This window comes from Glutamicibacter sp. NPDC087831, assembly GCF_044742845.1.
Taxonomy (GTDB): Bacteria; Actinomycetota; Actinomycetes; order Actinomycetales; family Micrococcaceae; genus Glutamicibacter.
In genome coordinates this window covers 384,491-409,184 of record NZ_JBIUVH010000002.1, presented here as the reverse complement: position 1 = coordinate 409,184, position 24,694 = coordinate 384,491, and the positions used below count along the sequence as shown (strand labels likewise).

23 protein-coding genes are annotated in these 24,694 nt (G+C 63.2%); 11 read left to right on the top strand and 12 right to left on the bottom strand.

The annotated features are described in order from the left end of the window. Positions 1 to 94 precede the first annotated feature (94 nt). Together ACIOJF_RS08370 and ACIOJF_RS08365 are read left to right on the top strand one after the other, a co-directional pair. A complete protein-coding gene (locus tag ACIOJF_RS08370; protein WP_402741454.1) occupies positions 95 to 1,840 on the top strand; it encodes an ABC transporter transmembrane domain-containing protein in 1,746 nt (581 codons plus the stop codon). Then, entirely contained in the window at positions 1,837 to 3,618 is a 1,782-nt protein-coding gene (locus ACIOJF_RS08365; protein WP_402741453.1) for an ABC transporter ATP-binding protein, read from the top strand. Before ACIOJF_RS08370 ends, ACIOJF_RS08365 begins: the two co-directional genes overlap by 4 nt. 209 nt (positions 3,619 to 3,827) lie before the next feature. On the opposite strand, the gene ACIOJF_RS08360 is transcribed toward ACIOJF_RS08365, so the two are convergent. The 3 genes from ACIOJF_RS08360 to ACIOJF_RS08350 form a co-directional block, all read right to left on the bottom strand. After that, complete coding sequence (locus tag ACIOJF_RS08360) at positions 3,828 to 4,871, bottom strand: hemolysin family protein (protein ID WP_402741452.1); 1,044 nt, start codon at positions 4,869 to 4,871, stop codon at positions 3,828 to 3,830. After that, positions 4,868 to 6,214, bottom strand: coding sequence for a hemolysin family protein (locus ACIOJF_RS08355; RefSeq protein WP_402741451.1), 1,347 nt, complete (start codon positions 6,212 to 6,214; stop codon positions 4,868 to 4,870). The genes ACIOJF_RS08360 and ACIOJF_RS08355 overlap by 4 nt, the downstream gene beginning before the upstream one ends. Before the next feature lie 661 nt (positions 6,215 to 6,875). Next, positions 6,876 to 7,664, bottom strand: a complete 789-nt coding sequence (locus ACIOJF_RS08350) for an SDR family NAD(P)-dependent oxidoreductase (RefSeq protein WP_105662356.1) — start codon at positions 7,662 to 7,664, stop codon at positions 6,876 to 6,878. 416 nt (positions 7,665 to 8,080) lie between these two features. Here ACIOJF_RS08350 and ACIOJF_RS08345 point away from each other — a divergent pair, with 416 nt between their 5' ends. Both ACIOJF_RS08345 and ACIOJF_RS08340 read left to right on the top strand, forming a co-directional pair. Next, on the top strand, positions 8,081 to 8,530 hold the full coding sequence (locus tag ACIOJF_RS08345) for a hypothetical protein (protein ID WP_286134671.1): 450 nt from the start codon (positions 8,081 to 8,083) through the stop codon (positions 8,528 to 8,530). Continuing rightward, positions 8,527 to 10,113 (top strand): GMC family oxidoreductase, encoded by a 1,587-nt coding sequence (locus ACIOJF_RS08340; RefSeq protein ID WP_105658948.1) that lies wholly within the window; start codon positions 8,527 to 8,529, stop codon positions 10,111 to 10,113. Before ACIOJF_RS08345 ends, ACIOJF_RS08340 begins: the two co-directional genes overlap by 4 nt. Positions 10,114 to 10,130: 17 nt before the next feature. On the opposite strand, the gene ACIOJF_RS08335 is transcribed toward ACIOJF_RS08340, so the two are convergent. The 3 genes from ACIOJF_RS08335 to ACIOJF_RS08325 all read right to left on the bottom strand — a co-directional run bounded on the left by ACIOJF_RS08335 (position 10,131) and on the right by ACIOJF_RS08325 (position 11,955). After that, positions 10,131 to 10,931, bottom strand: a complete 801-nt coding sequence (locus ACIOJF_RS08335) for an IclR family transcriptional regulator (protein ID WP_388025876.1) — start codon at positions 10,929 to 10,931, stop codon at positions 10,131 to 10,133. A gap of 95 nt (positions 10,932 to 11,026) precedes the next feature. Beyond that, on the bottom strand, positions 11,027 to 11,347 hold the full coding sequence (locus ACIOJF_RS08330) for a putative quinol monooxygenase (RefSeq protein ID WP_105658946.1): 321 nt from the start codon (positions 11,345 to 11,347) through the stop codon (positions 11,027 to 11,029). Between the two features lie 191 nt (positions 11,348 to 11,538). Beyond that, the gene (locus ACIOJF_RS08325; protein WP_388025881.1) at positions 11,539 to 11,955 is read right to left on the bottom strand and encodes a cold shock domain-containing protein; all 417 of its coding nucleotides are present in this window, start codon (positions 11,953 to 11,955) and stop codon (positions 11,539 to 11,541) included. 25 nt (positions 11,956 to 11,980) lie between these two features. On the opposite strand from ACIOJF_RS08325, the gene ACIOJF_RS08320 reads away from it, so the two are divergent. Continuing rightward, positions 11,981 to 13,213, top strand: a complete 1,233-nt coding sequence (locus ACIOJF_RS08320; protein ID WP_402735485.1) for a glutaminase — start codon at positions 11,981 to 11,983, stop codon at positions 13,211 to 13,213. A 10-nt stretch (positions 13,214 to 13,223) separates the two neighbouring features. On the opposite strand, the gene ACIOJF_RS08315 is transcribed toward ACIOJF_RS08320, so the two are convergent. Next, on the bottom strand, positions 13,224 to 15,110 hold the full coding sequence (locus ACIOJF_RS08315; RefSeq protein WP_402741450.1) for a glycerophosphoryl diester phosphodiesterase membrane domain-containing protein: 1,887 nt from the start codon (positions 15,108 to 15,110) through the stop codon (positions 13,224 to 13,226). A 178-nt stretch (positions 15,111 to 15,288) separates the two neighbouring features. On the opposite strand from ACIOJF_RS08315, the gene ACIOJF_RS08310 reads away from it, so the two are divergent. Beyond that, positions 15,289 to 15,549: a GlsB/YeaQ/YmgE family stress response membrane protein gene (locus tag ACIOJF_RS08310; protein ID WP_402741449.1), complete on the top strand. Its 261-nt coding sequence runs from the start codon at positions 15,289 to 15,291 to the stop codon at positions 15,547 to 15,549. An 88-nt stretch (positions 15,550 to 15,637) separates the two neighbouring features. Here ACIOJF_RS08310 and ACIOJF_RS08305 read toward each other — a convergent pair whose 3' ends face one another. After that, on the bottom strand, positions 15,638 to 15,937 hold the full coding sequence (locus ACIOJF_RS08305; protein ID WP_105658941.1) for a hypothetical protein: 300 nt from the start codon (positions 15,935 to 15,937) through the stop codon (positions 15,638 to 15,640). A 284-nt stretch (positions 15,938 to 16,221) separates the two neighbouring features. Beyond that, on the bottom strand, positions 16,222 to 16,770 hold the full coding sequence (locus ACIOJF_RS08300; RefSeq protein ID WP_105658940.1) for a MarR family winged helix-turn-helix transcriptional regulator: 549 nt from the start codon (positions 16,768 to 16,770) through the stop codon (positions 16,222 to 16,224). A 207-nt stretch (positions 16,771 to 16,977) separates the two neighbouring features. Here ACIOJF_RS08300 and ACIOJF_RS08295 point away from each other — a divergent pair, with 207 nt between their 5' ends. Both ACIOJF_RS08295 and ACIOJF_RS08290 read left to right on the top strand, forming a co-directional pair. Beyond that, positions 16,978 to 17,421, top strand: coding sequence for a hypothetical protein (locus ACIOJF_RS08295; protein WP_402697681.1), 444 nt, complete (start codon positions 16,978 to 16,980; stop codon positions 17,419 to 17,421). A gap of 135 nt (positions 17,422 to 17,556) precedes the next feature. Next, a complete protein-coding gene (locus ACIOJF_RS08290; RefSeq protein WP_105658938.1) occupies positions 17,557 to 18,039 on the top strand; it encodes a hypothetical protein in 483 nt (160 codons plus the stop codon). A gap of 645 nt (positions 18,040 to 18,684) precedes the next feature. On the opposite strand, the gene ACIOJF_RS08285 is transcribed toward ACIOJF_RS08290, so the two are convergent. Then, positions 18,685 to 19,188, bottom strand: a complete 504-nt coding sequence (locus ACIOJF_RS08285; RefSeq protein ID WP_105658963.1) for a DUF3253 domain-containing protein — start codon at positions 19,186 to 19,188, stop codon at positions 18,685 to 18,687. A 306-nt stretch (positions 19,189 to 19,494) separates the two neighbouring features. Continuing rightward, positions 19,495 to 19,995, bottom strand: a complete 501-nt coding sequence (locus ACIOJF_RS08280) for a hypothetical protein (RefSeq protein WP_105658936.1) — start codon at positions 19,993 to 19,995, stop codon at positions 19,495 to 19,497. Positions 19,996 to 20,277: 282 nt separating this feature from the next. Between ACIOJF_RS08280 and ACIOJF_RS08275 the strand changes: the two genes are divergently transcribed. Beyond that, complete coding sequence (locus ACIOJF_RS08275) at positions 20,278 to 21,195, top strand: LLM class flavin-dependent oxidoreductase (RefSeq protein WP_402741448.1); 918 nt, start codon at positions 20,278 to 20,280, stop codon at positions 21,193 to 21,195. 234 nt (positions 21,196 to 21,429) lie between these two features. On the opposite strand, the gene ACIOJF_RS08270 is transcribed toward ACIOJF_RS08275, so the two are convergent. Next, positions 21,430 to 22,131, bottom strand: a complete 702-nt coding sequence (locus ACIOJF_RS08270; RefSeq protein ID WP_402741447.1) for a FadR/GntR family transcriptional regulator — start codon at positions 22,129 to 22,131, stop codon at positions 21,430 to 21,432. Positions 22,132 to 22,299: 168 nt separating this feature from the next. Between ACIOJF_RS08270 and ACIOJF_RS08265 the strand changes: the two genes are divergently transcribed. Further along, on the top strand, positions 22,300 to 23,748 hold the full coding sequence (locus ACIOJF_RS08265; protein WP_402741446.1) for a four-carbon acid sugar kinase family protein: 1,449 nt from the start codon (positions 22,300 to 22,302) through the stop codon (positions 23,746 to 23,748). A gap of 28 nt (positions 23,749 to 23,776) precedes the next feature. Beyond that, a complete protein-coding gene (locus tag ACIOJF_RS08260; RefSeq protein WP_105658932.1) occupies positions 23,777 to 24,670 on the top strand; it encodes an NAD(P)-dependent oxidoreductase in 894 nt (297 codons plus the stop codon). Positions 24,671 to 24,694 lie beyond the last annotated feature (24 nt).

Genomic DNA, 24,694 nt, shown 5'->3' with positions numbered 1-24,694 from the left:
CTGCGAGGTCCCACGGAGCGCACCACAAATCGGCACTGAGCATAGGCTAACCTATGTGAGTTACGAAAATAATTAATAGCATATTATGGGTAGCATGTCCTCATCTATGCTCACCGGGCGCACTCTGCTGCGCGGCATGCTGCGAGCCGAACGCGGCCGCATCATCGGCGCCATCGCCCTCCTTTCCTGCTGGACAGCGGGCGAAGCGCTTGTCCCCGCGCTGGTCGGTGCCACCATCGACCACGCCATCGCCGGGCAAAGCTTGCCGCTGCTGGTGGTGTGGCTCGCCGCCCTCGGCCTGTGCTTCCTCATGCTGTCCTCCGGCTACCGCTTGGGTGCACGGCTGGGCAACTCCGGAATGAACCGCCAGGTGCACCTGATGCGAACCCGGATCGCCGAGCATGTCTTGGACCCCGGCTATCGGCCTGCCACCGCACGGATGCCCGGGGAAATTGCTGCCATCACCTCGGTGGACACCACCGTCACCGCGACGATCATCCGCCAGGCTTCCCTGGGCTTCAGCGCCTTGGCGGGCCTGCTGGTCTGCGCCGGATACCTGCTCTGGGCCAACCTCTGGGTTGGCCTGGCGGTGCTGGCCATCACGCCACTGGGCATGGCCGCCCTGCGCTGGCTGACCCCCAGATTGAGCCGGGCCAGCGACCGGTTGCAGTCCGATATCGCCGCATCCGGCGCGGCGGCCGCCGATCTCATGGCAGGAGTCCAGGTACTGCGTGGCATCGGCGGCCAGGACCAGGCATCCGAGCGCTACCGTGCCGCCAGCCGCAGCGCCGCCACCGCGGGGGTGGCCTCCGCTTCGGCCACCGGACGGATCGAGGGCGCCCAGGTATTGATCTCGGGGCTGGTCCTGCTGTCCGCCGCCAGCCTGGGCGCCTGGCAGGTTGCTGAAGGAGCCATGGGCATCGGCACCTTGCTGGGTGTGCTGGGCGTGGCCCAGTTCTTGTCCACGCCGCTGGGCACCCTGGTCTCAACGGTGGAAGCCGGCACCCGGTCCATCGCCGCGGCGGATCGCGTTGCCGCATTGCTGGCCGACGGCGGGCGGCAACCCGGAACCCGGCGTCCGGCGGCCCAGCCGGATGCAGCACTTGCCTTGGATGTGCCCGGGCTTGGCGAACGCCCGCTGGTTTTCGTGCCCGGCAGGTTCACCGTGCTGGTCTGCGCCAACGACAGCATGCGCCACCGGCTGGCCAAGCTGCTCAGCGAAGGCTCGGAAAATCCTGGCACCGCGGCAGTCCGCGAAGGTACAGCGGCGGCGGCCGCGCGGCTGCTGGTTGATGGAATCGACGCCGCGCAGATCGATCCCGCCTACCTGCCGCAGCTGCTGCGCATGGCCCCGCATCAGGCGCACCTCATCGAGGGCAGCGTGAAGGAAAACATTGTGGGCGACGCAGCGCTGCCCGACCCGCAGACCCTGCAGCTGCTGCTGCGCGCCAGCGGCGTCGACGAGCTGCTGGGCACGCTGCCCGATGGGCTCGAACACCAGGTCCAGGGCCGTGGACATAACCTTTCCGGCGGCCAGCGTCAACGCATCGCACTGGCCCGCGCATTATCCGGCGGACCGTTGGCGCGCGTGCTGCACGATCCAACCAGCGCAGTGGATTCGGTCACCGAGGCGAACATCGCCCAGGGCCTGGTCCAGCTGCGCGCGCATGCCGCCAGCAACGGAGCCGGGGCAGGCACCTTGCTGGTGCTGAGCACATCCCCCACCCTGCTGCATGCCGCAGATGAGGTGCTTTTCCTCGCGGCCGATGGAAGCATCACGCGTTCCACCCACCGCGCACTTGCAGAAAATACGACCTATGAAAAGGTGGTCGGCCGATGAGCGCTGTTCACGACCGGGCAGAACCCTCCGCTCCCGCCCTGCCGACCGCCAGCGCCGCTGCGGCCTGGCGGGCACTGCGGCGAACGCTTCGCCCGCACCGCCTGCTGATCACCTGGGCATCCGTGATCACCCTGGCTGCCTCCGCAACGGCCATGGTCCCGCCGTTTGCCATTGGCATCCTGGTGGATGCGCTGGGCACCGGCGCACCGGGCTCCGCCCTGGTGTGGTGCCTGGCCTCCATTGCCGCCTCCTTGCTCGGCGGCGCGCTGCTGACCTGGTACGCCCGGGTGCTGTACGCGCGCATTGCTGAGCCGACGGTGGCCACGCTGCGCGAGGACGCGGTAGAGCACGCGCTCCACCTGGAGTCGGGAATCCTGGAGCGCGCCGGTGATGGCGAGCTTGTCTCGCGTGTCTCGGATGACTCGCGCCTGATCTCCCAGGCAGTAGCCTGGCTGCTGCCCGCGTTGTTGTCCGCCGGCACGCTGCTGGTGCTGTCGGTTCCAGGGCTGTTCACCCTGCACTGGGTGCTGGGGCTCACCGGGCTGATCGCTGTCCCGATGTACCTGCTCTCGCTGCGCTGGTACCTGCCACGCAGCGCACCGCTCTACCGCGAAGAACGCGAGATCCTCGCTCGACGCACCAATACCTTCTTGAACGCATTCCATGGCCGGGCTATGCTGCATTCGCAAGGCTGGGCGCAAACGCAAATCGATGCCCTTGAACACGCAAGCGACGATTCACGCCACGTCGCGGACCGGGTTTTCCGCATGCTGACCCGCTACTTCGCACGCAACAACCGGGCCGAATTCATCACCATGGCCGCGCTGCTGACCTCGGGGTTCTTCCTGGTCCAGGCCAATGCAGCGACGGTTGGCGCTGTCACCACCGCGGCTCTGCTCTACCATCGGCTGTTCGACCCGATCTCCGAGGTGGTCACCTTGTTCGACATGCTCCAGGAAGCGGGGATCGCGTTGCGCCGGGTGACCGGAGTGTTGCTGGCCGCTCGGCGCACCCCGCTGGCCAGATCCGCGGTTCCCTCAGCTTCTTCCCCTGCCGAGGGACTGATTCTAAGTGGTGTCAGCCACCGTTTTGAGACCGGCCCGCAGGTCCTGGGCAATCTCGACCTGCATCTGCGCGATGGCCAGTGCGTCGCCTTGGTCGGTTCGACCGGCGCCGGGAAATCCACAGCAGCCAAGATCTTGTCCGGCGTCATCGAGCCGAGCTCAGGCACCGCCGCGTTGGATGGAACCGCGCTGGCCGCCCTGGACACCGCGACCCTGCGCCGCAACATCGCATTAATTTCGCAGGAGACCCATGTCTTTGCGGGAACCGTCCGGGAGAACTTGCTGCTGGGATCCACGGCGCCGTGCACCGATGCCCGGATTCAGCAGGCGTTGGAAACCTGTCACGCTGGCTGGATTAATGCGCTGCCCGAAGGCCTTGATACCCTGCTCGGCTCCGATGGGCATCAATTGACGGCCCACGAACAACAGCACCTGGCGTTGGTCCGCATTGCACTGCTCAACCCGCGCATCATTGTGATGGATGAGGCCACGGCCGAGTCCGGATCCAGCAATTCGCGGACCCTGGACATGGCCGCCGCCGCGCTGGCTGCCGGGCGCACCGCCTTGGTGATTGCCCACCGTCTCTCCCAAGCGCGTTTGGCCCACCGGATCATTGTGATGGAGCACGGTCAGATTATCGAGGATGGCAGCCATGAGGAATTGCTGGCAGCCGGTGGGCGCTATGCCCAGCTCTGGGCCGCGTGGGAAGGATAGTTCACGTTCTCCTGGCAGCCATGTTCAGTCCGACGTCGAATAGCTGCTGGCTACGGGCTTCGCACCGCTCGGGGCGGCGCTGGTGCTCTCGCGCAGGATTCCCCCTGTGCCAAGGCGCCGTGATGCCCTGGACGAGCAGAGCTGGAGGCCCGAGATGTCCCATCCTGCCTCCAGCCCCTGCCCGGTGCTTTATTGTCCGGCTTGCGCGGCTAGCTTGCGCTGCGGTGCTCGTCCCTGATCTGGCCGACCAGCTCTGCGAGCATGTCTTCCAAGGTCACCATGCCGGTGACCTTGCCCGATTCGCCATCACGCACCAGGGCCAAATGGGCTCCGGAGAGCTGCATTTCCTGCAGCGCGGTGCGCACGCTCTGCTGCTGCCCGAAGGACGGCAGCTCGCGGATGCCGCTGGGCTGCAGCGGCCGCGTCCGGGCTTGCGCGTCGGCGCCCAGCACGTCCTTGACGTGGACATAGCCCACCGGGGTGCCGCCGGCGTCCACCAGCGGGAAGCGCGAGAAGCCATGCGCGGCCGCCGCCTCGATCTGCTCTATCGTGGCATCCACCGGCAAGGTCTGCACCTTCTCGAAGCTGATCGCCACGGACTCGATGCTCCGGGCATCGAAGTGCAAGGCGCCCAGCAGCAGCTGCTCGTCATGCGCATCGAGCAGGCCTCCCTCCCGGGATTCGGCCACCATGGAAGAGACCTCGTCGCGGGTAAAGGTGCTGGCCACTTCGTTCTTCGGAACGACGCCGAAGATCCGCAGCACCAGGTTGCCCATGGCATTCATCAGCCACAGCACCGGGCGCAGCACCTTGACCAGGATGACCATGCTCGGGCCCAGGATCAGCGCCATGCGCTCGGGTCCGGCCAACGCCATGTTCTTGGGCACCATCTCGGCAAGCACCACGTGCAGGTAGGTCACCGCGATCAGCGCAATCGCGTAGGACAGCGCGTCGATCATGCCTGCCGGAACGCCGATGGCTTCGAAGGGCCCGGCCACCGCGTACTTCACCAGCGGCTTGGTGACATAGCCCAGCGCCAGCGAGCAGACCGTGATGCCCAGCTGGGCACCGGCCATGACCAGCGAAACGTTCTCGATGGCCCACAGCGTCATCTTGGCGCTGCGGCTGCCGTCCATGGCCTTGGGCTCGATGATGCTCCGGCGTGCGGAGATCAGCGCGAATTCGGCGCCGACAAAGTAGAAGTTCGCTGCCAGCAGCGCGACCGTCACCAGAATTCCCATAAGGTCGCTCATCGCGCGTCCTCCCCTTCTGCCTGCTCGGACACCGTCACATCGACACTGGCGATCCGCTGCCCATCGGTGGCGTGGATGGTGAATTCAAGTTCCTTATGCGGTCCACCGGGCTCGCCCGGGACCACGAGGCGCACGACATCGCCCACCTCGCCGAACTTGCCCAGCTGCACGGTCAGCATTCCTGCCAAGGTCTCGTAGTCCGAGTCCTCGGGGATCTGGCAGCCCAGCAGCTCATTGGCCTCATCCGGCCGCAGTGCCGCATCCAGCCGCCAGGAGTTCCCGGAGAGCACCTGGATGGTGGAATCCTCCGGGTCGTGCTCATCGCGCACTTCGCCGACGATTTCCTCCACGAGGTCTTCCAGCGTGAGCATCCCGGCGACGTCGCCGGTCTCGTCGATCAGTACCGCCAGTTGCAGCCCGCCGTTGCGCATCTGGTCCATCAGCTCATCGAGCTCGATGGTATCCGGGACCAGGAAGGCATCTTCTGCACTGTCCCCGGCCGCGGACTGCTGCCGCTGCGCGTAGGGGATGGCGAGCAAGGCGCGGATGTGCACCATGCCCAGCACGCGGTGCCCGCCCTCGTCCACCAGCGGGAAGCGGGAATGCCCGGTCCGCGCGGCAAGCTCCAGCACTTCGTGCACCGTCTCCTGGGCGGTCACGGTGATCATCCGCGATCGGGCGGTCATCACATCATGGGCCCGGCGGTTGCCGAAGGCCACGGTCCGGCGCAGCATTTCGGCAGTTTCCGAGGGAAGCAGTCCCTCGCGGGCCGAGTGCCCCACCAAGGCCACCAGTTCCTCGGCCGAGCGGGTCGAGGCCAGCTCTTCTTGCGGCTCGATGCCGAAGCGGCGGACAATCCAGTTGGCGTTGCCGTTGAAGAATGTAAGGAAGGGCTTGGTCACGACGCTGAAGCCGCGCTGGAACCCCACCACGGCCTTGGCTGTTTCGAAAGGCTTGGCAATGGCCAGGTTCTTGGGAACCAATTCGCCGAAGACCATGGTCAAGATGGTGGCCAGGATCAGCGCAATGGCAATGGAGACCGAGCGGGCCAGGGTTTCGTCGAGGCCGAAGTTCTGCAGCGGCCCGACGACCAGGGCCGCGATGGCCGGCTCGGCGAGGAAGCCGATGCCGAGGTTGGTAAGCGTGATGCCCAGCTGGGCGCCCGAAAGCTGGGTGGACAATGTTTCCATGCCCTTGAGAACACCGGAGGCACGGCGGTCGCCGTTCGCGGCGGCCTGCTTGACCTGATTCCGGTTAACCGTGATCAGCGCGAATTCAGCGGCAACGAATAATCCGCAACCGAGAATGAGGAGAAGCGCTATGAGTAGCGAGATCCATTCCAATTACATGCACCCCCTGACCTGCGGAGCCTGGCCGGCATGCCTTCCGGGCAGAGGGTTGGAACTATGAGATCTACTGTCGCCTGAAGCGTCCATCATTCCCTTCCGACCGGAGTATCTTCCTCCGGCCTGCTGTGTTCCATCAATTATCCGGCATGCTGCGCGCCAAATTGGTTGAACCGTACAATTGTTTGCCCAATCCCCTGCTCTTGCATAGAGATTTCACAAGATTACCGGCAGCCGAGCTGATCGGCTATGCCGGAGATTCAACAAACCTGTATCTTCGGTTCAGATCCATTGGCTTCTTTTAAGTCCGCGAAATACGCTGGTCCGGCGCATGGCGCCCAAGAAGGAGAAGCTCTATTTCCGGGCGCTACCGTCTTCGGCGGTTCCTGACGGGCGTGGCTCACTGGCGTATTGCTCTTAGCTTCTTCCAACGACCTGGACACGCAGTTCAACTAGGCCGAAGACCCGCAGAATTTCGTCATCGTCAGGCACGGCTCCCAAGAATGCGGACGTCGAAGGGCTGACTACCGCTTGCTTGAAGATGCGCAAATGCCTGGGCGGTGGGCACTGAGCCGGCCGCTTGCCGGCTCACCCAACAGCGAAGAGGTTCGCCGCGGAGCTACAGTGCTCCATGGCGAACCTCGTCAATGCCCATGCGTCAGGAGAAGTTGATGCCGCCATCGATCAAGACAGTCTGGCCAGTCATGTGGTCCGAGTCCGGCCCTGCCAAATAACTCACCAGCTTGGCGACGTCCTCCGGCTCGGAAACACGGCCAGCCAGAATGTTGTCCACCTGCGCCTGCAGGGCACTGCCCCTCGGGGTTCCTTCACGCGCCGTGAGCCGCTCGTCAATCAAATCCCACATCGCGGTTCCCACCACGCCCGGCGCATAGGAATTGACGGTGATGTTGTGTTTGGCGAACTCCATGGCGGCCGCTTGGGTCAGTCCTCGCACCGCCCATTTGGTGGCCGAATACGAGGCGAGGATGGGAAACGGACGGAAAGCAACGATGGATGCCGCGCCAATGATTTTCCCGCCGCTGCCCTGCTCAATGAAGCGCTTGGCCGCCAGCTGGTAGGAATAGAAGACGCCTTTGATGTTCACGTCGAGCATGCGGTCCAACGCCTCGGGTTTCACGTCCAGGATCTCGTCAACCTGCGCAATGCCGGCGTTGGCCACGAACACCGTCAGGTCGCCCAAGACTTCGGTACCCTCCTTGATCATCCGTTCCACGTCTTCGGGGTTCGACACGTCTCCGGCTACCCCGACCGCACGGCGCCCGCGCTGCTGGACGGCGGCGATGACCTCATCCACGTTCTCCTGGGCTCCCGGGACATCGGCAACGATGATGTCCTGCCCATCATCAGCCAGGCGCTCGGCGATGGCCCTTCCAATCCCTCGTCCTGCTCCGGTGATGAGTGCGACCCCTGCGGTGGATCCTGCCATGGTGATTCCTCCTGTTAGATGCTGCTCGGACTTTGAAGCGGCCCCTTGGCCCGTCGAGTCTGCCCAGCTTGGGGCCCGCGCTCGCTCCGGGGATAGCTTCGTTCTCGCAGAGCGATAATGCCCGCAACGTGGCGCCGAGCGAGTTGCCGGGCCATTCTCACCAGCCGATAACGACGCTGGCAGCACTGTGACGTGCACTACATAATCCAAGTAAGGCTTCACTGCCGGTTTCCCTGCAGAATCAGCGCAGGAACTGACCTAACCGTCTAATAATCGAGGTGACAACAATGGTGTTCCCAGCAAAATATTCATCTCTCAACGCCCTGGAGCTCTCGGATGAGGCTCGGCGGATCTTGACCCGGATCATTCGGGTTTCGTTTCCGCACCCGCAGTTCCCGGATGGGCCCTACGAGCGCATGACAGAGAAAATCATCGAGGCTTCAGCCGAATCCAGCTGGTTCCGCATGGCTTTGACCCAGGGCTTGATGACCCTGGATACGCTCAGCGAAGAGCATTTCCTGGATCTTCCCGATGACCGTGCACTGGCGGTGCTCAAGCGCATCGCGGATCTGGAGTTCTTCGCCTTCATCCGCCGCACCGTAGTCCTCAATTTCTACGATGACCCCGAAGTGCATCAGGCCCTGGGCTACGAAGGCGAATCCTTCTCCAAGGGCGGCTACGTGAACCGCGGTTTCAATGATCTGAATTGGTTGCCCGAACCGCGCATCGAGGAAAGCGGAGAGCCCGTACAAGACCAGGGCCCGCTTCCCTACGCCGTGAAAGCCTACGCACCGGAAACCAGCAGCAAGCCCGTGGACAACGTCCTGGGTGATTCAGGAATCCTCGAGGAAGGGACAACCCGATGAGCACCGAAGAGCAATCGGCAGTGCACGACCATGACGACGACTCGGTAGTTGTCGTCATCGGCTCCGGTGCCGGCGGCGGAACTTTGGCCCATGAGCTGGTTTCCAAGGGAGTCAAGGTGGTCATGCTGGAGGCTGGCCCGTATCTGAAGAATGAGGACTACCACCAGGACGAATGGGCCGCCTTCAACCAGATGGCTTGGCTGGATCCGCGGACCACCTCGGGGTCATGGCGCGTGGCCCGCGACTTCCCCAATCTGCCGGCCTGGATCGTCAAGGCGGTCGGAGGCACCACCACCCACTGGTCCGGGGCCACCCCGCGATTCAAGGCACATGAGTTCAAGGCGCGCAGCACCTACGGCCGGGTCGACGGGGCCAACCTGCTGGACTGGCCCATCACCCTGGACGATTTGGCACCGTACTACGACCGTGCCGAGCAGAAGATGGGCAGCACCCACCGCCACGGGCGTCCCGCGCTGCCGGCCAACAACAACTACAAGGTTTTTGCCAATGGAGCCCAGCGCCTGGGCTACCGCCAGTATGCCACCGGGCCCTACGCAACCAATGCCGAACCCTACGACGGCCGCCCAGCATCCATCCAGGATGGGTTCAACTTCCAGGGCGACAAGAACAAATCCAAATGGTCCACAATGGTCTCGGAAATCCCGAAGTCGCTGCGCACCGGCCTGCTGGATTTGCGTCCCGAATCGCATGCTGTTCAAGTTACCCATACTGCTGCCGGCAAGGTGGACGGAGTCATCTACATAGATTCCGAAGGGAACCCGCAGCGCCAAAAAGCACGCATCGTGGCGGTGGCCGGCAACGCCATTGAAACCCCTCGCTTGCTGATGCTGTCAGCTTCGCCGCTGTTCCCCGATGGATTGGCGAACTCCTCGGGCCAGCTGGGCCGCAACTACATGCGCCACACCACCGGCAGCGTCTATGCCAAGTTCGACCAGCCGGTGAACATGCACCGGGGCGAGACGATGGCCGGGCTGATTGCCGACGAATCCCGCCATGATCCGGATCGCGGATTCTGCGGTGGCTATTACATGGAAACCATCGCGTTGGGGCCGGCGTTCCTCGCCAGCTTCGTGGAGCCCGGCGGCTGGGGACCGGAATTCACTACGCTGCTGGACGACTACTTGAACACTGCGGGCATGTGGATTACCGGTGAGGATATGCCGCAGGAAAGCAATCGAATCACGCTGAACAACACGGTGAGCGACCGCTTGGGCCTGCCGGTGCCGAATGTCCATTTTGACGACCACTCCAATGACCTCGCCATGCGAACGCACGGCTACCAGCAGGGTTCGCTGCTCTTCGAGGCAGTGGGCGCGCGGTCCACGCACCACACTCCCCCGTACCCGTCGACGCATAATCTCGGTACGGCGCGAATGAGCCAGCGTCCTGAAGACGGGGTGGTCAACGCTTTCGGCCAGGCCCATGATGTTGCGAATCTGTTCATCTCCGATGGCTCGCAATTCACCACTGGAGCCGCGGCCAACCCGACCTTGACCATCGTGGCGCTGGCCATCCGCCAGGCCGAGTACATCGTCGAGCAAATGGCCCAGGCCAAGTTGTAGGCTGTCCGGGCACCTCGTTAGTCGGCGCAAGCTGCGCCTAGCATCGAGGTGCCCCGCAGCGCGCGGCTCACCCGCGAAGCCACATCGCGCAGCAGGACGGAGACGTCTCGGTGGCGGGTCTGGAATTCGGCCGGGTCCATGGAAACTGCCACCGATCCGATGACTTGCCCGGCGCCCGTGGTTACCGGGGCGGCCATGCAGGAGGCGCCTCGGATGAATTCTTCGCGTTCGATGGCAATGCCGGTCTCGCGTACGGCGTCCAGTTCTGCGGCAAAGACCTGCGGATCGCAGATGGTCGCGGAGGTCATCCCGGGCATGCCGTGCTTGTCCAGGTAGGCGTGGCAGCGTTCGGCATCCATGGCCGCCAACAGCACTTTGCCGAAGGCGGTCGCATGGGCACCATTGTTGAACCCGAAGCCCATGGGGGTGATGCGCGGGCGCAGTGGCGACTCAACGACGTGGGCCACCACGATATCTTCTCCGCGGTGCACTGCGTAGTAGGCGGCGGCATCGGCCCGCACATGCAATTCGCGGATCAAGCGCGCCACCGAAGGCGGGGTGCCTACCTGCCGGCGCAGCGAGTTATCCAGGGCGTGAAGCTTGTAGCCCAGGGCATAGAGCCCTTCATCGCGCAGGTGGACCAGGTGGCCCGACACGGTCAAGGTCTTGAGCAGGCGATAAACGGTAGGCAAGGGCATCTGCAGTTCTGCAGCGATCTCCTTGGCAGCCATACCCCGGTTATGCGCGGCCACCACGTCCAGCAAGGCGAATGCTTTTTGAACTGAAGCAAGGCCAGCTAGTGAATCGTTATATCCCATAACCCCATCTTGTCGAGGTGAGCTGGGAACTTCAATATGAGTCGCAGCTGCCGCTGGCCTTGCCCCAGCAATTTCAGGGTTCATCGCAAAAGTTGCTAGCTGATTTCCAATTCGCCCATGCGGTCCCAGGTATCGCCTTCGATCTGCCGGCTGACAATGCGCGGAGTTTCAACCAGGGCCGGCGCCATGTCGATCATGGCCTGCTTGAAGTGGTCGCTGCCCACGTGGTCTCCAGCTGCGTCGTCCTGGAAGGCTTCAACCAGAACGAATTCGTTGGGGTCTTCAAGGCTGCGCGACCAATCAAACCAAAGGTTGCCTGGTTCCGCACGGGTTGACTCGGTGAAACTGCGCACCAGATCCGGCCAGCGGTCTGAGCAATCCGGCTTGACTTTGAATTTAACGACAATAAAGTACACGATGACGTCCTTTCGGTAAGCAGCACATCCCTGCAGAAACAGGGCCTACTGCCAGTTTCCCCGGTGCCACGCGGCTGGGCCTATACGCATTATCGACAGGCGAGAATGCGGCAATCCCAAGAGGACAACAGTGTCCTGCAGCAGCCATCCTGTCCGAGACTCCAGGCGCGATAGTGGCAGTGAAATCCAAATCAGAGCAGCCTCAGCAGCGAGTGGTTGCCGGCCAGATCCTCATCGCCCATCACGGCATCCTTCGGCGGTCCCGCTTCAATCTTGTATTCGACTGATTGGCCTTCTTCGACGCTCATGAATCCGAAGCTCTGAATTGCACTGCAATGCGCGAAGGCATCGGCAAATCCGCCAGAAGGCTGGATGAATCCGAAATTGCACGCATGATCAGCCTGCATTTCATGATCTCTCTCCTTATGATCGGGGCCAGCTTTCTGTCCCCATAGAAGTCCCCGCACGGCAAAGCCCTGCGCGGCTGAACGTCCCAGAATTCCAGCAACTTCTGCAGGCACTTTCTGACCGGCCGTAAGCATGGGTACACGGCATAGGGCGCTCTTGCCGATAGGGTGGGCCGTAACCGGAACAATGGCAGAATCCACCCGAGATCCAAGAGGAAATGGCACCATGAAGAATCCGATTCCCGATTACCTCCACGAAGTGCTCGATGCGCTGCGCGACGACACCTCCGGGCAGCGCGCCGGCTACATTCCCGAACTGGCCGACGCCAATCCGGATTTCTTCGCCCTGGCCGTGACCACCGCCATGGGCAGCACCTACAGCGCCGGGGATGCCGGGATCGAGTTCACCATCCAGTCCATCTCCAAGCCCTTCGCCTACGCGGCGGCCATCATGGACCGCGGGCTGGAGCATGTGCTGGAACATATCGGGGTGGAGCCTTCGGGCGAGGCCTTCAACGAGCTGTCGCTGGAGGATGGCACCAATCGGCCGAAGAACCCGATGATCAATGCCGGGGCGATCGCCGCCCACGGCCTGATGGTCGGCGCCGACGCCACCGGCGAGCAGCGCGTTGACCGGGCACTGGATTTGTTCTCCGCACTGGCCGGGCGCCGGCTGCGCATCGACGAAGCGGTCTTCAACTCGGAGCTGGGCACCGCGGACCACAACCTGTCCATGGCCCACATGCTGCGCAAGCACGGGATCATCGGCGATGACCCGCATGAGGTGGTCACCGGCTACACCCGCCAGTGCTCCATCCTGGTCACCGTGGCGGATCTGTCGGCGATGGCCGCCACCTTGGCCAATGGCGGGGTGCAGCCGTGCACGCACGAGCGGATCATGGACGAGGCCACGGCCCGCCAGGTGATGTCGGTGATGGCGGTGGCCGGAATGTACGACGGGGCCGGCGACTGGCTGACCCGCGTCGGGATCCCCGCCAAGAGCGGGGTGGCCGGCGGGCTGGTGGGCGTGCTGCCGGACCAGGTGGGCATCGGCGCGTTCTCGCCGCGGCTGGATTCGCACGGCAACAGCCAGCGGGCGCGGCGGGCCTTCGAGCGGCTGTCCACGGACATGGGCATGCACCTGCTGGCCCCGAGCCATGGCCGGCTCGATGTCATCGACGTGCAGCGCGGCGGCACGCGCGAGACCTTCTCGCTGCAGGGCAACGTGCAGTTCACCGCTGCTGCCGAACTGCTCGATATCATGTCCGAGTCGCGTTTCGACGGAGACGTGCATGTGGATATTTCCCGGGTCTTCTCCTTCACCGATGTGGCCCGGCGAATGACCTTGGAAGGGCTGCGCCGGCTGCGCAATGAAGGGCGTCGGGTGTTCTTGCATGATCCGTTGCAGTCGCTGGCAAATCCGGATTTGGGCGATGGCACCTATCCGGAGACGCCCTGAGCGCCGGAATCTAGCGGAAGATGTCCAGGTACGCCAGCGCGGAACCCACCCGGTACTCCGTGGCGGGGTTGTTGGCCACCAGGTAGCGGTCCCGGATGGCCAGTTCCACGTTGTCGGTGACGATGCCGTCCACGCCGAGGCCCAGCAGCTCGCGGATGGTGGACTCGTCATTAACGGTCCAGGCATACACCTCCCGGTCCAGCGCGTGGGCCTGCTCCAGGAATTCGCGGGTGAAGGAGGCCTGCTCCAGGGTGTAGAAATCGGCGTTCGCCTTCGGCAGCCCGCCCACGCTCATGGCCACGGTCAGCCCGACCCGCAGCTCGGGGCGCTGCGCCTTGATTTCCTTGACTGCCCGGGGGCTGAGCGAATGGTAGATGTTCTGCGTGGTGGTCCCGGTAGCGTCCAGCTGCGCCAGGAAGCGCTCCAGGTAGCCCTTGGATTCGTGGCCGGTGACCTTCAGCTCCACGAGCACCGGGATGCCCAGCTCATCGGCGTGCTCCAGGTACTCCTGCATGGTGGGGATGCGGTCGGCGAAGCCGCCTTCGCGCACGGTGACCTTCCGGACTTCGGCCAGGGTCATCTCGTGGATGTTCCGGTTCACCCCGGCGACCACCAGCAGGTTGGTATCGTGGCTGGCTACGAAATGCCCGTCCGCGGTTTCCTGGAAATCGGCCTCGACGATGTCGGCCTGATGCGTTGCCGCGGCTTCCAGGGCTCCCAAGGTGTTTTCCACCCCGCCCGCCGAGTAGCCGCGGTGGGCCAGGATCTGCGCGTCCCCGGCTCCCGTTGCGGTCTGCCCCAAGGCAGGGGATGCGGCAAAGCTCGCTGAAAGCACCAAGGCCGCGGCCGCGGTCCCGGCGGTGGCCTTCAGTGCGCGCGACTGCGCGCTGCGATGCCGCTGCGAGCGCTCCTGCAGGGTGACGGGCAGTGCCAGGTGCTCGCGGCTCAGGGCCACCACAATCTGGATCGCCACCACGGTCGCGGCTCCGATCAGCAGGAAACCGAGCGTGTGTCCCACGCCGATGCACAGGGTCGCCACCAGCGCGGAGTTCTGCACGCCGAGCAGGCTGGCGGCCAGATCCGAGGTCCATACCAGCGCCTCGACCAGCAGCGAGGCGCACAGGGCGCGAACTCCCAGCGGGATCCCGATCAGCAGCAGGTAGCGCAGGCTGTTGCGGTGCGTGGCCTTCAGGCTGGTGCCCAAGGCAGCCAGCGGCCGCTTGGGCCCGACAGCCAGCAGCGGCAAGGTGAGCACCAGGCGGAGGTTGGCGTAGATGATCGCCCCGATCATCAGCAGGTAGATCCCCGTGCTCAGCGGCGCCTTGAGGTACTCGCGGGTCACGAAGGGCGGGATCCCCACACCCTGGATCAGCACCGAAGACAGGCCCAAGCCGCCCAGCGGCAGGGCGAGGAAAAAGTACACCATCATCAGCGGCGAGGGGTAGGACAGCATCCGGCCAAGGCAGTCGGCGGTCTCGCGGCACTCGGCCCGCAGGTTGGGAGGCTTCCCGGATTGCTGGCGGTTGACCATCACGATCAGTGCTACGAACTGCACGCTCACCGCGCCCAGTGCCAGCACCGCGATGGCCAGCAGGAGCAGCACCGAGACCGGATGGGCCAGCAGCACGGTGTAGGTCCGGTCGGTGACGTTGTTCAGCTTGCTGATTTCCAGCGTCAGGCCGAAGAGGTACTTGATCGCAGGGATGACCAGCAAGCCATTAGCTGCCTGCAAGGTGGTGATCACCGCCAGGTAGCGGAAAACGCGCACGTGCCCAAGCTTCAGCACGCGCAGCAGGAAACCGAGGATCTGCCTCAGGGCAGGCAGGCCGCGGCCCGAGGGCAGCGCAGCGGCAGGAAAGTTCTGCCTGTCCTTGCGCGATGAAATCCTTGGGTCCACTGCTTTGCTTTGCCTTCCCGCCCGCCGGGTACACCTCGGCGGCTCCTTGCAATTCTATCGCCGCCACGTGCCGTTCGCTGTGCGCCTGCTGGATGGCAGCTGCGGGTAGCTTGCTGGACAAGGGGCGAGTGTCACCGCCAACGGGCAAGACCCAATACGAACTAGTCGAGAAGAACCCATGGATATTTTAAGTTGGATCGTTTTGGGACTGATCGCCGGTGCTATTGCCAAGGCCATCAAACCCGGAGAGCAGGGCGGCGGATGGCTCGCTACTTTGCTGCTGGGCATCGTCGGCGCAATCGTAGGTGGCCGGATCGGCTCAGCAGTCTTCGGCGAAGGCGTGGACCAGTTCTGGTCCCTGTCCAGCTGGCTCCTGGCCATCGGCGGGTCGCTGATCGTATTGGTGATTTGGGGATTGTTCACGCGCAAGCGTGCCTAACTGCACCTGCAAAGCAACGGTCCACCACGGAATAGTGGTGGACCGTTGCCGTATGAGGAAGTGCCTCTCGCATGCCTGCGCCGGATGCTCACTGGCGAGAATCGGATTCAAAGTCCCGATCCCGAGCCGAATCAACCTCGGGGCCAGTGTCCGCTTCCTTGGTGGAAGACTCGCTCTGTTCGAGCTCGTCAGTACTGTGCTCGTGAATCGTCTCGCGTAGACCCTCGACTTCCTGGGCCCGCCCTTCCCAGTAGGCCGGCTCTAAGCCGAAGCCATTAGTCGCTTCTTCGGCCATCTTCTTGAAACCATCTCGATGGTCCTCCAGAGCGTTATTCAGATCCTCGAACTCAGCATGACTGACACTTACATCAACGTGCTTTCGTGGCATTTGCATCATCCTAACTTGTTAGAAAGGCTAAATACTTTCTGGTTTCGTCTAACTTACGCGTCCAAGTTGCCTGCGACAGCTACCACAAGGTTTTCCTCAGAAACCTGTCTTCAAAAACACAGGAACTAGGCCCCTCGCGCGTCAGACGATCACTCAACTGGAGCACGTGGAGAATCAAAATCACTGAAGGAAACTAAACGGGCTACTATCCCTTGGTCGGTCTGCTAACTAAGGTATCGGTCAGATCTTCCAGCGTGGATAAAGCGGTGCTATGCGCTCTGCACCTACCGGGAAGACGCGGTGCTCTCCGCCATCTGAGATTTCCCCCTGGAAGGCTGGCTTGGCTCGTCCTCGATCTCGACGCTGCGGATCATGGCCTTCAGGAACTTGGCAACCGCAACCCTCTCGGCCTCGGAGAGCGTGGATACGGCATCCATCATCTGCTCATGCATCCGATGCAGCGTTCCTCGAACGTCCGTATCACTGTAGTCAGTGGGCACAATTCCCACAGACCGCCGATCTGCAGGATGCACAATACGCTCGGCATACCCATCGCGGCATAACCGGTCGATCAATACCGACACCGAGGCATTGGAGATCCCCAGTTCCTCAGCAAAATCCCGCTGGCGGGGAACCAACCCCTTACGGTGCGCAGCGAGCAGGAAGCGCAGCGCCGACATATCGGTCTCATTCATTCCCATCGAACCGCGGGTCGCAGCTCGCATCTTGCGCTCCGCCTCACGGTACTTGCGCATCAGATTCAGCAAATCCACCGCTTCGGGCACCGAACGGCCCTCGCCGTACCAATACCCACTGGCTTGATACCTACTCATGAAAACTCCTTCCGCCGGATGCGAACGCCATGCCCGCAACCCCTGGGGTTCCAATACCCTTCTTCGCGAGGTCCAGCTTGCTCAACACAGAAAAAATCATGTAACCTATCTAATAGTTAGCTTGTCTAAAGATATTCTACTACGAAACAGCTATCAGTACCGGAGTGAAAGATGAAAGAATCCTTAGCAGTTCCCGTAGAAACAACGATGCATGACACCAATTCGTGGACCACGCGAATCCACAAGATCGCCGCCTTCGCCTCTGAAGAATGTCGGAGCCGGGACGCGGTGCATTCAGCAATATGCACCATTACCGGGTCCCCGGAGCAGCTGGTCGTGAATTTGGCCTGCACCGCGAAGAGTGAACGGGACGTATCCTCGCTGATGCAATATGTCAACGACACCCTCATGCCGCAGATGGAGACAGCGCTCGGTGTCCGATTCGAGGTGAAGAATCTGCAGTTCGCCGTCGCCGGCAAGGAGAGCCTGCTCGCAGCACCAGAGCACGCGCCCGAAGCTGGACTCCCAGCCCATTGGCTCGATCAGCCTTCCGCCGCACCTTCGCTGGCCCCCACCACTGGTTTAGGGTTCGAACCTACCAGTTTGGGAAGTGAATCAGATGGATCCCATGCAGATTTGAGCATGGCCTAGGATCTGCAGCACCCGCCGCACGCCAAGAGCGGCACCACCAAAACGACGGGACCTTTCCGAAGCGCATCTCACTGCGGAGAATTACGTCCACATCGATATTTTTCATGAGCAGTGCACGAAAGGGAAGTATCTAAAATGCCAGGTCGAATCGCACGAACCCGAACCGCAGTCAGAGTCGCTGATTTTCTCGCCACCCGTGAAGGCAAGTCCCACCTGTCCGACTACGGCTGGGCGCAGGGAATGCCGATCGTCATGACGCAGCCTGCCGAATCGCTCAACGATGCCATGGGCATGGCATCAATCCATGGCCGTGCAGTGCTGGTGGCCATGCTCGATCCGCAAACCGAAGAACTGCACATGATGCATGTCACCGTCCCCCAAGCAGCACTGAAAGTCACCAGGGCCTGCGCTGATCGACTCACCATGGAAGAGTTCTTCGAACGCCTGGCGACCGAGCTCATTGCCGAGTTCCGTGTGAAATTCTGGAAGAATACTGCCGTCGCCCACAAGATCCCAGCCTGCCCCGCTATGCAGTCGCGAACCACCTCACCGGCTCGATATCCTCTCCCGGAACGCTGCCACGCAGAAGCGCCCGTCGCGGCGGGCGCCAGCCAGTAAGCCCTTCAGCCCAGCGGTCCTGGCTCATTCTCATGGCTGGTCAATACCCATGTTGGGTTGGACCGCTAATGGGCCAGAACCGGGCTTCTTCTGGGGGCTAGTTGTTGGCCTTGGTCCTCTATCCAGGGTTGCGGATACCAGGATCCAGAACAGCCACTAAGCCACAACAAAGTGCACAAAGCGTGATGGCATTACCCATGAAGCGATGATGCTCCCCTTTCGTAGCCTTCGAACCGGGATCTTCTGTCTGCCAGTTCCCTTTCAATGACGCCTTTTCGTGAAAATCATTAAGAAATGCTCACCATCAGCACGTAAAGTTACCTGGGACGCAGCGTCCACTTCAGTCGACTGCTTCCTTTCGTTGGAACTTCGGCAGTTAAACATTTAAGGACGGATTCCAGGAGCTCAGCGAAAAAGTTCATCCCCAACCGAGTTATGCTCGATATTGACCGCGAAGACGACAGCTACTGCCTCTTTAAAGCGCTCCAGCATTACGGTCGATAGCTTAGCGACCACAGCCGGCTCATGGTCACCGAGCACGGCGTCTAGAGGGTCGGCTCCTTGCCCGAAGCACTCCCTCTTCACCGGGCATGAAGACCTCGGTGCCAGCATATTCTCGGTTCTTCCCCTAGAGATCGGGCAATTTTATTCGCCTGGGTGTCGGCGTCTAATCCGAATTGGCCCTTTGACACCGTCAGCTTCCACGGGCTCGCCATTTTGAGTTGCAACGACTTCACCTTGCACGGCCAATGCCGCGGCAATCTGGCGCACTTGTCCCATGTACTTACGCCACCCTTCGTCCGGCCCGCCCACTATGCGTGCAACATCACTCGGGCAGATTGACGTGTTTGCCCTATGGCTCAGCAAGCTGCGAATGGTCGCGCGGATTCGCTCTCCCATTGAATCCGATTCCGGCTCCTCCCACCACGGCTGTCCACGTTCGCCCAGTGCGAGCTTGGCATTATTCACACGCTTGCTAGCGCCGATTTCGCCTTGCTTGACTGCCCGGCGGGCTGACATCAGCTCGTTGACCAGCTCTTGTCGTAATTTCGCAGGGATCGAGGGATCACTGGCTCTCCACCGCCGCCCCTTGATTATCAGGTAGCGCCCGTCGGTGGTGGTTTGTACTGGCTTCTCTGAAGGTGCCATCCTATACCCCATCTCCATTCAAAGTCCGACTCCCGAAGCGCACCGTCGTGCTGATCGCATCATATGGCGAATGAGTCAACTACTAGAGAATTTGCTTTCTATAAATCGTCGAAAATTAACTTGATGAAGGGCAATTGCATTCGCGGACTGCCGCAGGGTTACAGCTGTTTGATAGCTGCAGGGCTTCGCATTTTATCTTCGTGGCTAGTGCCAGATAGGCGCTGGCACTCCCCCGATCTCTGGGGATGCTCACTTGGTTTCGGAGCACGCCAACTACTCATCAAATGCTTCCGATACCCGCTCCGATCATGGTTTGGCTGATGCCGGGTTCAATTTTTCCCCGAAGGCAGGGGTCGTTACGGCGCATTCCACGCGTTCGCCGGGCTTGCCGGTTTGCGCCGCGATCTCCTTTACCCCGTCGAGCAGGATCCGGCAGGTGGCGGTGCTGCCTGCGGCAGGCGTAGCCGCGATGGCTGCATCCTTTTCGGCCGTGATGACGCTCTGCGCAGTCCAGATTGATTCGCTGTTCTTGCCAGCACCGCTGGTCGTGGCCACCGCTTGCTCGGTCACTTCGGCCGAGTCTTCGCCGCGGCTGGGCGAGTCCAGGTAGGACACATCACTCAGCGCATCGGCGGCTTCCCCGCTCACGGTGATCTCGTAGGTCACCGCCCAGGCATCCGCAGTCGATTTGTCGAAGCTTTCAATGGCGCCGCATCCAGTCAGGCCCATGCCGAGGACAAGCGCTGCGGAACTGGCCGCCAGCCAGGTCGAAGTGCGGTTGGATGCTGAACGCGAAGTGCCGTGCATGGGATTCCTTTTCTCAGGTGGACGCAGCTGCTGCTTTCTCTACGTGTCAACACTAGTTCCGCGCGCCGGCGATGTCCTCCCGACCGGGAATGATATCCGTTGCCCCGCCTCCCCCCCTCAGGGTGGAGGCAAGGATCGCCAGCGCTCCCCTGCTTGCCGCGTCTTGGATGCCCCGCTGCCCTGCGCAACGCGGTAAGCTCACTGACTGGACCCTCGCCGTTGAAAGGACATGATCATGCAGCTGCAGCTTGCCCCGGAGAATCGCAAAGCAGGCCTGCCTGCATGAGGCTTTCCATACTTGACCAGGTCCCGCTCACCGAGCATGCCCCCACCGCAGGCCAGGCCTTGTCCAGCGGCCTGCAATTGGCTCAGGATGCGGAAGCGCTGGGCTACCACCGCATCTGGTTTGCCGAGCACCACCACTCGAAATCCTTCGCCAGTGCCGCCCCGGAAATGATGACCGCGCTGGCTTTGGAACGCACGGAGACCATTCGGGTCGGCACCGGTGCCATCTTGCTGCCGTACTACCAGGCGCAGAAGGTCTCCGAAGCCATGGGCCTGCTGGCCGCCGTGCACCCGGACCGGGTGGACATCGGCGTGGGCCGCGCTGCACTCTCGGACCCGCATTACGCGCAGAAGATTGCCGCCCTGGTGCATGATTCGGACGCCGTCCATGAGCCCTCGGATACCGAACCGGCAGGCCGCGTCTGGGTACTGGGCGCTGGCGGTTCCACCGCGCCCTTGCCTGGAATGCTCGGGGCGGGCTACGTCCATGGGCACTTCCTGCGCCCTGCTGGCGGCGAGCCTGCCACCCGGGCCTACCGCGAGGCCTCGGCCAATGCGGGTCACGCCGCCCACACCGTGCTGGCCGTTCGCTTTGCCACCGCCTCAACCGAAGAGAAGGCGCAGGCCCTGGCCAATGCGCTCTTGCTCTGGCGCGTGCGCAAGGACCTCGGCCACGATGGACCGATCCCCTCGACGGCAACAGCGGCGAGCCACCCGTGGAATGCGCAGGAACGGGCCCGTGCCAAGGAGCGCAGCCAAGCGCTGATCGTAGGCACCCCGGACCAGGTCCGCGACCGGCTGCTGGCCTTGGCAGAAGAGCACAGCGCCGATGAGCTGATGCTCAATACCTTGGTCTGCGACCCGGCAGACAGGTTGGATGCCTATCGCCTGCTCGCCGAGAGTTTCAACGCCTGATCTCGGATTCTGCGTCATTGCTGTGCATCCCGGTCAGCTGTTCATGGCCCAGCACGCAGGGATGCACCCCGTATCCCGGGATCCCGCGTTCCTGCCAGGGTGCCGAGCCTCTGCCTGCTTCGCCTAGCGCCTTGAACAGAGGATTCTCCTAATTGGCCGGCTCGGCGACACGGACAGCTCCACCTTCAACTCGCTTGCCCGTTCCGCGGCGCCAAACGAAAACTGGCTGGGTTGCTATCGATTGAGCACGAAAGTGTTCAGGTCATCGAGGGTCTGCTGCATGTGGTTGTCCATTGCCTGGCGGGCTTGGGAGCTGTCGTGCCGCTGAAGCGCAACCAGGATGTGCTCATGCTCGGCGATGGCGTGCTGCTGGATCTGCGCGAAGGCGCTGGTCTCACGCCGCCGTGAGGAGAGCACTCGGCCCAGCGGCTCGTAGAGCGCCGAAACGAAAACATTTCCCGAGGCCCGCAGGATCACGTCGTGGAATTCCAGGTCCGCTTCGACAAAGCCGTCCAGATCGGCGGCCGCGTGTGCGGCGCGCATGGCTTCGAGCAGTTCGCCCATGACTGCCAGCTGCTCCTCGGTGATCCGCGAGGCGGCCAGCTCGCAGGCGCCGGTTTCCAGCATGCGGCGCAACTCGATCAGCTGCACGGCGGCCGCGGCCGCCCCCACGCCGGCGGTTGTGGCGCGTACTACCGCCTCCAGCGAGTTCCACATGTTGACCGGATTCACATAGGTCCCGCGGCCCCGTTCGACGCGGATGATGTTCTGCGCCGCGAGTGTCTTGATCGCTTCGCGCACCGTCATCCGGCTGACTTCCAGGGTCTCGCAGAGTTCCAGCTCGCCAGGAATCAACTCGTCAACCGACAGTTCACCGCTGACTATGCGGTCCAAGACGCTGTCGGCGACCTCTACGACCAATGACTTCCGGGCCATGCTTCCTCCATCCCCGGGACAATTCATCCCGCCAAAGACCTGTCCAGTCTATGTCCCGCAGGCAGTTGCGGCTGACCGCGATCCATGTAACACTAATCGTCATGACAGATGTCTGACATCTTACCTATGATGCAGAGACGTTGCCCAATGACAAAGGAGTCCTTGACCATGCTTGAGTCCGAGTTGCTCGCCGGATACCTCCCGGAGCGCGAGATCGCGCCCGCGAAAATCGCCGAGGCCGCGCGCTTCACCGGCAGCGTGCTGGTGGTCCTGGATGACGACCCGACCGGAACCCAATCGGTCAGCAACCTTCCGGTGCTCACCAGCTGGGACGTCGAGGACTTCCGCTGGGCCTTCGCCCTGCAGCTGGATGGCGAACGCCCGCTGGCCGTCTACGTGCTCACCAACACCCGCTCCCTGGACGCCGCCGACGCCGCACTGCGCAATGAGCAGGTGGCCCGGGCCGCCTTGCAGGCAGCGGCGGAAACCGGCCTGTCGGTGTCCTTTGTCAGCCGTAGCGACTCCACCCTGCGCGGGCATTTCCCGTTGGAAACCGACACCTTGGCCGCCACCGCAGCGGCCGTGGATCCGGATTCCTCGGTGGATGCCGTGCTGATGGTTCCTGCTTTCGGCGAAGCCGGGCGGATCACCGTGGCCGGCGAGCATTACATGCGCACCATCGATGGCCAGGTCGCCAAGGTCAGCGAGACTGAGTTTGCCAAAGACGCCACCTTCGGATTCAGCACCAGCTATCTGCCGGACTACGTCGCCGAGAAGACCGCCGGGCGCATCGCGGCCAAGGACGTGATGGTCCTGGACTTGGACACCATCCGTTCCGGCGCTTCCTCCATCGCCACTCGCCTGGCCGAAGCTTCCAACGCACAGGTCGCCACCGCGGATATCGTCACGGAAAACGACCTGCTGGCCTTGTCCGAGGGCCTGCAGCAGGCCGAAGCTGCCGGAACCCGCGTGCTGTGCCGCGTGGGCCCGCCCTTCGTGCGTGCCCGCATCGGCCAGCAGCAGCGCCAGCCATTGTCCGCCGAGGAGATCTACGCGGGCAACGGCGCCGAGCGGCGCACCGCCGGCGGGCTGATCGTGGTGGGCTCCCACGTGGGCGTGACCACCCGCCAGCTGGCCGACCTGACCAGCCGGCACTCGAATGCCACGGTGATCGAGCTGGACGTCCCGGAAATCCTCGCCGACGGCTCCGAGGCCTACCTGAAGGGCAAGGCCGCGCAGATCAGCGCCGCCCTGGCCACCCAGGATGTCATCGTGCACACCTCGCGCAAGCTGGTGAAAACCGATGACGCGGCGCAGTCGCTGGAGATCGCCCGCACCGTGAGCGCTGCGGTGGTTTCGGTCGTCAACCTGATCCTGCACGCCACTCCCCCGCGCTTCGTGATCGCCAAGGGCGGGATCACCTCCTCGGATGTCGCCGCCCATGGCCTGGAAATCCGCCATGCCATCGTGCGCGGGCCGATGCTCCCGGGCATTGTCTCGCTCTGGGAATCGGTGGACGGACCTGCCGCCGGCATCCCCTACATCGTCTTCGCCGGCAACGTGGGCGACGACAGCTCGCTGACCGCCGTCACCGCCAAGCTGAGCGCCACTTTCTAACCATCTTTACAATTTCCTGGAGATCCCAATGAGCACTACCAAAGTTGCAGTCCTCGGCCTGGGCGCCATGGGCCTGCCCATGGCAACCCGCCTGGCCACCAAGCTGGAAGTCAACGGATTCGACATCTCGGCCGAACGCATGGCCCTGGCCAGCCAGTCGGGCATCACTACCTTCGCTTCCGCCCGCGAAGCGGTCACCGGCGCTGATGCACTGCTGCTGGCAGTACGCAACGGCGAGCAGCTGGATGCCGTGCTCTTCGGCGAGCAGGGCGTGGCCGGGCAGCTCAAAGCCGGCGCAGTGGTCATCCTGACCTCCACCGTTGGCCTGGAAGCAGTGCCCGCCACCGCCAAGCGCCTGGCCGAACTGGGCTTGGGCCTGGTGGACGCGCCGCTCTCCGGCGGCCCGGTGCGCGCCGGCGAAGGCGACCTGCTGATCGTGGTCGGCGCCGAGCCGGCTCAGCTGGAGAAGGTCCGCCCGGTGCTGGAGCTGCTGGCCTCCACCCTGAGCATCGTGGGCGACAAGCCCGGCGATGGCCAGGCCCTGAAGACGGTGAACCAGCTGCTGTGCGGCGTGCACATCGCCGCGGCCGCGGAGGCCCTGGCCCTGGCGGACAAGCTCGGCCTGGACCAGGCCACCACCCTGGAAGCGCTGCAGGCCGGCGCCGCGAACTCCTTCATGCTCGGCAACCGCGGCCCTCGCATGCTCGAGGCCTACTCCGAGGATGGTGCCGAAGTGCTCTCGCGCCTGGACATCTTCGTCAAGGACATGGGCATCGTGACCTCCGCGGCCCGCTCCCTGCACCTGTCCACCCCGGTGGCCTCGGCGGCCGAACAGCTCTACTTGCTGGGCGAAGCCCACGAGCTGGCCGCGGCCGACGATTCCGCTGTCATCAAGGTCGTAGCCCCGAAGGCTGCCCAGTAAAGTCATCAGCGCGCGAGTTCGACA